Genomic DNA, 1,093 nt, shown 5'->3' on the forward strand with positions numbered 1-1,093 from the left:
CCGGCCACGTCACACAGACCCAGCCCACGAACCAGCACCGAACCATGCTCGGCAACAACACCACGCAGCGCCTCCCGCTGCTCGGCCGCCCAGCTCGCCGCGTCGACGGTGGCCTCAACCCGCAGCATCGGAGGCTTACCGGGTTGCAACTCCACGCCGAGCAGTGATGTCGGGGATGACGACGACATCTCGTTTCCTTTCAGTCGCGGCTCAGGAAGAAACCGGCAGCCATTCGGCAGCACTCAACACGGCCTTGGCCGCCTCGGTCGGACGGGTGCGCAGGAAGTAGTGACCGCCGTCGGCGAGTTCGTGCAGGTCGACGCGCTCGGCCAGGAACTGCCAGTCGCGGTACCGGCGCGGGAACTCCGCCGTGCTCGGGTCGTCGGCGGCGACGACCACGGTGACCGGCGCGGACAGCTTCACTGTCGGCGGGGCGCCCAGGGCGTCGGCGAAATAGCGGTGCGCGGACACGCAGTCGTGCCGGTATGCGGCACCGACATGCTCGACGTGCTGAGCATCCAGCTCACCGAGCTCGGTGTAGCCGCTGTTCGCGCTGAGTTCCGCGGCAATCTGGGCGTTGCTCCGCCCGGTCAGCTCGGCGACGGCGGCGCGCCGGTCGGCGACGTCACCGAGCAGCTGCGCGCCGAGGAACACCCGCTGGACGTCCACCCCGCGCTCCTGCAGCTGTCTGGCCGTCTCGATGGCCAACGCGGTGCCGGAGGAGTGGCCCCACAGCAGGATCCTGGTCAGGCCACGCCGGGTGATCTCGGTGCTGATCTGCTCGGCCACCTGCGCCAATTGCGCGAACGGCTCGTTCTCGGCGGCCACGTCGTGACCGGGCAGCTCGACGGCGTACACCGCCAGGCCGTCGGCCGGAAGTGCCCTGGCCATCGGCAGGAAGTTCACCGAGTTGCCGCCGGCGTAGGGGAAGCACACCAGGGAACCGGCCTGTGCGCCGTGCGATTCCGTCAGTGGCTGGAGCAGGCCGGAGTGTTGTTCGGTCCTGCCGTCGGCCAGGTCGGCTCTGTTGTCGACCAGGTTGGCGAGGTCGGTGAGGACCGGGTGGCGGGTGACGTCTTTGAGGGTGATGGCG

Annotated in this window: 1 protein-coding gene and 1 pseudogene; both read right to left on the reverse strand. The window is 69.4% G+C overall.

The window, feature by feature from the left end; genetic code table 11:
• A pseudogene (locus ACWDZ6_RS33415) lies at positions 1-188 on the reverse strand (TauD/TfdA family dioxygenase); the annotation flags it as partial.
• A gap of 22 nt (positions 189-210) precedes the next feature.
• Positions 211-1,093, reverse strand: an 883-nt coding sequence (locus ACWDZ6_RS33420; RefSeq protein WP_451505836.1) for a thioesterase II family protein, incomplete at its 5' end; no start/stop codon positions are given.

The organism is Streptomyces sp. NPDC002926 (assembly GCF_053591755.1).